Here is a 7,963-nt window from a genome sequence, read left to right as displayed (position 1 = left end):
AATCTTCATAACTGCCTTTATAAATGTCAATCTGCCTGAGATATTCATAAAACTTCCGGTGAATAAACTGCAGTATCTCATGATAAATGCATGTATCACGGTAACGGTATTCATCCCCCGCCGAAAATGCCCCCAGAACCTGTAATTTAATCTTGTCAACCTGAAAGCTTTTAAATGACTCTGCAAGTCTTACCCTGGCTTCATCTGAAAATATAATATCAATTATTCCGGGATCTTCTTTAACCATAGAATCCTGTATAATAGCTCCAATTTCAAGTGCGGTTCTGGTATACAGGCATTTTTCAGCAGAGCCATAGCTCTCCGAAAAACCAGAAAGCCCCGTTACCTCTCTTCCCATCCCCATTGTAATATATAACTGTTCAAATTTAACCAATACTTCCTGGATTCCTTTAAAATTATCCCTGAGCTTTTTCCAGACTTCCTCTCTCTGGTTTGCCTGGTAATTCAACAGCATGGTAATGCTGTTTTGTTCTGTTTTAACCAGGCACTCAAAGCAGCAGCCAGCCAGCCCATCCGCCATCAGCTCCTGTACCCGCCCGATTAACGTATCCGTAAAATTCTTATCCGGAATAGACTCTGCTGCATCTAACTTCACACGGATAACCTGAAAATTCCCCAGACTAAAAGTTGTAAAAAAAGTCTGGTTCACTGCCGCGAGATCCTCCGGAGGAACATTCAGACTGCCATTTAATATACGTTCAAAAAAATAAGAGCGAAGCTTCCCCTTGCTTACGCCCAGTTGATTATCCAGCTTTTCAGAACCGCTTCATTTTGTTTCTCCGACTCCAGCTTTGTTCCCAGTTTCTGCAGGATCTGCTCCAGTTCATTTTTACTGACAGGCTTTAAGAGATAGTCTTCCACATTATACTGCATTGCACTTTTTGCATATTCAAACTTCTTATGTCCGCTGATGACCACGAACTTTACTTTATCATTTAACTCCCGCACTTTCTGCATAAACGTAATTCCGTCATACCCCGGCATGCGGACATCTACAATAATGATATCCGGCTGCAGCCGCTTCACCTCTTCTAAAGCTGTCATTCCATTATCTGCCGTTCCAGCAATACACATCCCATACTTTTCCCAGTCGATCAGTTTCTCGATCAGAGAGATAATGAAAATCTCATCATCTACAATCATTACTTTAAACATGATGCTACCTGCCCTCTCCTTTTACTCATCTGATTGAGTAAATGCTTTTGTATAAGCACTTTGCTGAGTTCATTTTAGCATCTAAAAATAGGCACGTCAATTCCGGTTACATCCTCCCGGCCAGGACAACGCTTGCAATTATCCCCGCCAGCGTAGCCACCAGTGCTCCTGCCAATGTATACCTGGTCTTCTTTACTTTTGCCGTCATAAAATAAACCGACATGGTATAAAATATGGTCTCCGTACAACTCATCATAATCGAAGTAAGTATCCCCATTGCCGAATCCGGTCCATATTCCTTGAAAATATCCAATACCAGCCCCGTTGCCGCACTGGAAGAAAACATCCTTACAATTGCAACCGGCATCAGCTGAGGCGGGAAACCCACATTTTGCAGCAGCCCTCCCAGCACAGCGGACAGCATATCCAGGAATCCGGAAGCACGCAGTATCCCAACTGCAACCATAAGCCCGATCAGCGTAGGCATGATCTGGATTACGGTGTGAAATCCATCCACAGCACCTTTTATAAATGTTTCATAGACATTTTTCTTCATTAGCAGTCCGTATCCCACAATATAAAATATAACAAAGGGAATCATAAAAGTAGAAAGAAAGACGAGTACCTTCATCCGTATCTCCTGCCTGTACATCTCTTACTCACAGCATATGTCAGACCGTCCTGTTTTATGTCCTGTGAAATTCCCATTCAATAACAAAAGCGATAAAGCATTGATATCCTCTGCCAGAATAATATGGCATCCATGCTTTATCGCTATATTCAATCCAGAGAAGGATCTTTCACTTTTGATATAAATCCTGCAAACAGTTCCGGAATATCATATTTATCGCGGATCAGGTAACCTCTGCATCTTAACCAGATCCATTCCCCACTGGGTTTTTGTGCCCGGTATTTTACATTGTGAGAATTTACCCTTCCATCGGCAATTTCCTGATTAGCTTCCAGAAAACATTTTTTATCATCCGGATGAATAAGACTCCCCCAGACGGCTGCCGCATTAGGGATAACCTGCCCCGGAAGCCCGAATTCTTCTACCATGGCAGGAGAATACCGAAAAGTACCGGTCTTCATGTTGCCTACGTATATGTAGTCATCTGTGCTCTCCATCAGAGCATCATACAGGTGCTCTTTATCATAATCAAAATCCTCTACTGCAGCCTGATATTCAGAAAGACTTCCGCTTAATCTCTCTTCTGCTTTTTTGATGTGATACACCTTTTTTTGACGATACATTTCCTCATCCGCCAGGGATATGACTTTGGATACAGAAAATTCGTCCTTTCCTGTTATTTCCACAATCCCATAACAGAAGGATACTTCATGTGAAACTGCCTTTTCCTTCACAATCTGCTTCAGATCTTTCTGAATGGAACGTACCCTGCCATCTGCCTCCTCCAGGCAGATATCCATGAAAATAATTACAAATTCATCTCCGCTGAGCCGGAATGCCATATCATCCGCTGTTAAATTATCCAGTGCAGCCTGCGCTATATAGGAGATACTTTTATCTCCCTCATAATGCCCATATACATCATTGATCTGTTTTAATCCGTTGAGATCATACAGGCATACACACAGGGTTCTTTCCGTTCCCTGCAGTTTTTTTAAAGCTTCCTGCAGCATTAATTTCCCTGCACGCCGGTTAAACATCCCGGTTAACTCATCCTTACTTGCAATTTCCGTAATGCGCTTGAATTCCGTAATATCAACGGAATGCTGTAAATGAACCAGCCTGCCGTCCGCCCATCTGATCAGACTGTCATAATTTTCGTATATACGTCCCGTAGCCGTATTCTCTTCTTCCCAGACGAAGAAAGGCGTTTCGCTGTCCTGTTCCAGTAAACGTGCAATCGGGCAAAAAGAACACCGGTGGTTCATTCCCCGCTGTAAAATCTGCCAGCAAATCTTTCCTTCCGGATTTTCCACCCCAAAGATCTCCTGCATGTTTTTACTCATAAATATAATCTCGTCCGTTTCTATGTCACTTACATACAACACAGCATTCATATTATTTAATAACGAGTCAAATACGAAACTCTGCATGCTCAATGCTTTTTTATCATCTTTCTCCATACAAATCCCCTCTGTCTGTTATTACTCCTGATGCCATTTATGACCATAATTCATAATCCCTATTATAGCATGGAATTTGAAGTCCTACAATGATATCCGGGTATTTTACAAAGGCCAAAGGGGTGTTTAACCTATTCCTTAACAGCTCCTGCTGAAACCCCTTCCAAAATGTATTTCTGGAAGAAAATGTAGATAATAACCGTAGGTATCATTACGATAATAATACCCGCTGCCAGTCTCTGCCACGATCCCTGCTGGGCATTGGCAAAGTTCATCAGGAATGTAGTAAGTGTCCGCAGAGAATTCTTTGGCATATATAAGTATGGAATGTACATGTCATTAATAATTGTAATTGCTTTAATAATCACCACAGTTGCGGTTGCAGGTGCCAGCAGCGGAAAGATTATTCTGCCAAACAGCCCGAAATAACCGCATCCGTCCAGCAAAGCGCTCTCATCCAGCGATACGGATATCTTGGATATAAACTGCCGGTAAATGTAAAGCTGCATCAGATCCGATGCCACATAAATAATGATTGGTGCACCCAGGGTATTATAAGCCCCGATTCCCTGTATTATCTTAAACCTTGCAATTTCGGTAACAAAGGTAGGAATCAGCATTCCAAGGAAAAAAAGTGCAAATACAACTTTCTTAAAACGGAATTCAAAACGTTCCAGAATAAATGCAGTTACCGATCCCAGCATGATATTGAAAATAATACTGATAAATGCAATTAAAAACGTATTCCTAAACCCTACTAATAAATATTTATCTCCCAATACCCTTTCAAAGTTTTCAAAGGTAATTTTATCCAGTTCCGGCAGGAGCAGAGGGGATGTCTTAATCATGTCTCCCCTTGTCTTCAAGGCTGCAAACAGAGTCAGTATAATAGGAAGTACTACAATGATAACCATGGCGATACAAATCAGCTGCTTTGCGCACTGGGTCATAATTCTCTTAGATTTACCTGACTTCATATTATTTCCCTCCCTTTCTTCTGATTTTTAATACCTTCTGCGGCTTTGGTTTCCCAATGTGAAGCACTCTGTTTTGTACTACATAGATAATCACAATGAGGATCATAATTGCAACTGCCATAGTAGAAGCCAGACCAAAGTTGTTAAAGGTAAATGCCGTCTTAATGGTATAAAGTGTAAATGTGGAAGAAGCATATCCCGGACCTCCCTGGGTCATAACAAACGGGATATCAAATACCTGTAATGCACCTCTGATATTGTCAAATAAGATGAAATCCAGTACCAGGGAAATGGACGGAACCTGAATGTAACGGAAGATCTGGAATGCATTTGCACCATCTACATTTGCTGCCTCAACAATATCTTTGGGTACGGACTGTAATGCGGCTATAAATAATACAATATGGTAACCGCTGAATTTCCATAAAGATACAAATGCCAGAACAAAGTTTACGATCTTCGGATCGGATAACCAGTTTCTGCTCAGTCCGCCCAGATGCAATGCTTCTAATATAGAATCAAATGCACCATTTACCGGTGAAAAGAAGTAAGAAAATGCATATGCGATTGCTACACCATTGATGATATAGGGCAGAAATACGATTGTCTTATAGGCCTTTGCTGCTCTTAATTTAGAGGTTAAGATGACCGCTATTGCCATTTCCACCGGAATCATTAACAGATGGACTGCAAAGTAGATACCATTATTGCGAAGGGACAGCCACAGATCTTTATTTTTAAACATGGATATGTAGTTGTCAATTCCAATAAAATTGCTGTTTGCTGAGTACCCGTCCCAATTCGTAAAGCTCATTCGAAATAAATCCACTGCCGGAAATACAACGAATGCCACCAGTAATACAACCGGAACTAACAGACTCAGAATGATAAATCGATTCCTTTTTTTCGTTAAACTATTCATGAGATCCCTCCATTTCTCCTCTGGATGGCGATTGAAAATTGTTCTGCATTTTTCAAATACGCCCTTACCTGCATAAAAAATGCTGCCCCATTACAGACTGTTGCAACAGTTGTGCTGAGGCAGCCCTTATCCTATTTATTTAATACTTAATTTTTCTCTCGCTGCTTTCCATTTTGTATTCAGGTCATTTAGTGCTGACGGAAGATCAAATCCATTTACCAGCATTTCAGCCCCTAATTTTTTATAATCAAAGGTTGTCTCTGCTACCAGTGCAGTAAAGTCATCACCGCCGCCGTCATACATAACAAGTTCTTTGTCCGGCTGTAACTCATCAGCCTGTGCAAGTATCGGGTCTTTGTCTTTCTGAACCGTCTTCATGGTATTATCATCCGCCTGGGATTTGATGTATTCCGGGTACCATGCATCACTAAAGTAGAATTCTACAAAAGCTTTTGCCAACTCCGGATTCTTTGCATGTGTGGTAATAGACATAAAGTTATCACCCTGTGTAATTGCTCTGAATGGATCTTCTGCTTTTTCCCTGGTTGGCAGGTAGAAGGTTCCCAGTTCATCTGTGCTGTCAGCACCTTCTGAGATACTGGTAAGTGCCCATCCGCCGGATGCAACCATCGCTGCCTGCTTCTGTGCAAATAATGCAGTAGCCTGATCATTACCGATACCTACCGGATCTTTTCCAAATACGCCGGAGGTGAATAAGCTGTTAATCTTTGTATATGCCTTATAGAAATCCGTTCCTTCCGAAAATGGCTCGTCCTGAGTTGCCATTGTATTCCAGTTCTGTCCGTTTCCGCTTTCCAGTGCCGGCATGAACTCGGTAAATGGATAGGTTGGCCATTCATCTTTGCCGCCCATTGCAATTGCCATAAAGTCACCGTTATCTGCTCCGAAATGTTCCTGCAGCTTCTTGGAAACTTCTTCCAGCTCTGACCAGGTTGAGGGCACTTCTACGCCTGCTTCTTTGAACATATCTTTCCAGTAATACACATATTCTGCTGTCATTTTTTCCGGAAGACCTAATACTTTTCCATCAACTGCATAGCCTTCTGCAATATTGTTATTTTTATTAGCCTCTGTATCAGACAGGTCAACTAAATAATCTTTAAATCTTGACAGGGTAAAGGTCTTATTAAACATAATGTCCGGAAGCTGATTGGCGGATGCACGCATTTTCATTGCGTTCCAGTACTCAGAATCATCTTTCAGTTTTTCAAATTCAATGTTGGCATCCGGATACACTTCCTGAAATTTTCCGGCCAGATCCAGATCCTCAAATAACTGCATGGAAACATTATCCCAAAGGGCAACCACCAATGTTCCGCTCAGTTCTGTATTTGCATCTGCTTTCTCTGTGTCATCTGCTGCAGCTGTTTCCCCCTTAGCTTCGTCTGTGCCGGCTTCGGTTGTACCTGCCTGTGTTGCGGCTGCCTGCGTTCCTTCTGTTTTCCCGGCCTCCGTTGTACTGCTTCCTGTTGAGCCGCCGCATCCTGCTAAGATACCTGCAACCATTGATACACAAAGAATTGCACTAATTACTTTTTTCTTCATTATTTGTTTCCTCCCTTTCACTTTGTAAATGTATTCTACCATGTGCATCCGGTGGGGACTATGCACAAACGTTTGATTTCTTGATATATTTTCAGATGCCGACAGGTAATAATACCTTGATTCCCTTTATTTCGCCTTATACTTTAATACATTGGAATAACTGCCGTAGTAGTTCTTTCCATTGGTTCTGATATAAGTACGTACTTTAAAACGATAGGTTTTTCCTTTTTTCAGCCCCTTTACCACTGCATTTGTCTTCGTGGCTGTGGTTACTTTCCGGTAACTTCCTTTACCGGTCTTCATGTAAATGTCGTATCTGGCTCCACTGACTTTACTATAAGAAAGCTTTACACTGCCTGAACCATTCTTCTTCGCAAGGTTTAATCTGGCTGCTGCCGGTCTTGTTGCTGCAGAAGCGCCGGAAGAGTAAGCTCCCCGTCCGCCTTTATTCACCGCTGCGACTTTCACCGTGTACTTTGTTCCTGCCGGTAAACCTTTTAATGTAATGCTTGTCTTTTTTGTAGCCGCAAAGTCTTTCCATTTCTTATTTGACTTATAAACATATACTTTATAAGAATCAGCGCCTTTTACTTTATTCCAGGATACGGTTAAGGTGGTCCTGGTAGTCTTATTTACCTTTGTTCCTGTTACTTTTACCGGTTTCTTCACAATCTGTACCTCGATTGTGCATTCTGCAGTCTTTTTACCATCTTTTGTGGTAACGGTGATCTTTGTGGTTCCGTTTCCAACTGCAGTTACTTTTCCCTTTGCATCAACCACCGCAACTTTTTTATTTTTAGATTTCCAGGTCACTGTTTTATTTGATGCATTTTTCGGCAATACGGCTGCACTTAGTTTTACAGAAGCCCCTTTCGCTGATAAAACTGCACTCTTTTGTGCCAGTCTCACGCCGGTTACTTTTACAACCGGATCCGGAATGCTTACCGTTACTTTACAAACGGCTGTTTTTCCGCCGTCTTCCGTAGTAACAATAATCTCCGCGGAACCGCTCGCCGCTGCCTTTACCAGTCCGTTTTGGTCTACGGTTACCGACTTTGTATTGGTAGATTTCCAGGTGACATTTTTATTTGCCGCATCTGCCGGAGCAACCTGAGCCCTTAACTGTGCAGTTTCTCCTGCTTTTGTAAAGGTTACTGCCGGCTTATCCAGGCTTACTCCCGTTACTTTTATAACCGGTACCGGAATTTCAGTAAGTCCTGCTGTTGCT

8 protein-coding genes are annotated in these 7,963 nt (G+C 42.0%); all 8 read right to left on the bottom strand.

Going from position 1 to position 7,963, the window contains the following annotated elements:
- Positions 1-670: hypothetical protein (locus tag RHS_RS27555; protein ID WP_047834982.1), on the bottom strand; the 670-nt coding region annotated here is incomplete at its 3' end.
- 80 nt (positions 671-750) lie between these two features.
- On the bottom strand, positions 751-1,176 hold the full coding sequence (locus tag RHS_RS27550) for a response regulator (protein WP_047834981.1): 426 nt from the start codon (positions 1,174-1,176) through the stop codon (positions 751-753).
- Positions 1,177-1,282: 106 nt separating this feature from the next.
- Positions 1,283-1,807 (bottom strand): nucleoside recognition domain-containing protein, encoded by a 525-nt coding sequence (locus RHS_RS27545; protein ID WP_047834980.1) that lies wholly within the window; start codon positions 1,805-1,807, stop codon positions 1,283-1,285.
- A gap of 149 nt (positions 1,808-1,956) precedes the next feature.
- Positions 1,957-3,270 (bottom strand): diguanylate cyclase domain-containing protein, encoded by a 1,314-nt coding sequence (locus RHS_RS27540; RefSeq protein WP_070042852.1) that lies wholly within the window; start codon positions 3,268-3,270, stop codon positions 1,957-1,959.
- Positions 3,271-3,401: 131 nt separating this feature from the next.
- Positions 3,402-4,247 carry an ABC transporter permease subunit gene (locus RHS_RS27535; protein WP_047834979.1) on the bottom strand — a complete coding sequence of 282 codons (846 nt, stop codon included), beginning with the start codon at positions 4,245-4,247 and terminating at the stop codon, positions 3,402-3,404.
- Position 4,248: 1 nt separating this feature from the next.
- Positions 4,249-5,169: a carbohydrate ABC transporter permease gene (locus RHS_RS27530; RefSeq protein ID WP_027295501.1), complete on the bottom strand. Its 921-nt coding sequence runs from the start codon at positions 5,167-5,169 to the stop codon at positions 4,249-4,251.
- Positions 5,170-5,304: 135 nt separating this feature from the next.
- The gene (locus tag RHS_RS27525) at positions 5,305-6,735 is read right to left on the bottom strand and encodes an ABC transporter substrate-binding protein (protein WP_044296106.1); all 1,431 of its coding nucleotides are present in this window, start codon (positions 6,733-6,735) and stop codon (positions 5,305-5,307) included.
- 126 nt (positions 6,736-6,861) lie between these two features.
- Positions 6,862-7,963, bottom strand: a 1,102-nt coding sequence (locus RHS_RS32165; protein WP_395023605.1) for an Ig-like domain-containing protein, incomplete at its 5' end; no start/stop codon positions are given.

Origin of the sequence: Robinsoniella sp. RHS, assembly GCF_001029355.1 — a bacterium.
GTDB lineage: Bacteria > Bacillota > Clostridia > Lachnospirales > Lachnospiraceae > Robinsoniella > Robinsoniella peoriensis.
Note: the sequence above shows the minus strand (reverse complement) of the source record. Positions and strands in the feature narration are given on the sequence as shown.

What these genes read in the sequence shown, in the direction of transcription:
- RHS_RS27550 (WP_047834981.1), bottom strand. Translation starts at nt 1,176, where the DNA reads ATGTTTAAAGTAATGATTGTAGATGATGAGATTTTCATTATCTCTCTG.
- RHS_RS27545 (WP_047834980.1), bottom strand. Translation starts at nt 1,807, where the DNA reads ATGAAGGTACTCGTCTTTCTTTCTACTTTTATGATTCCCTTTGTTATA.
- RHS_RS27540 (WP_070042852.1), bottom strand. Translation starts at nt 3,270, where the DNA reads ATGGAGAAAGATGATAAAAAAGCATTGAGCATGCAGAGTTTCGTATTT.
- RHS_RS27535 (WP_047834979.1), bottom strand. Translation starts at nt 4,247, where the DNA reads ATGAAGTCAGGTAAATCTAAGAGAATTATGACCCAGTGCGCAAAGCAG.
- RHS_RS27530 (WP_027295501.1), bottom strand. Translation starts at nt 5,169, where the DNA reads ATGAATAGTTTAACGAAAAAAAGGAATCGATTTATCATTCTGAGTCTG.
- RHS_RS27525 (WP_044296106.1), bottom strand. Translation starts at nt 6,735, where the DNA reads ATGAAGAAAAAAGTAATTAGTGCAATTCTTTGTGTATCAATGGTTGCA.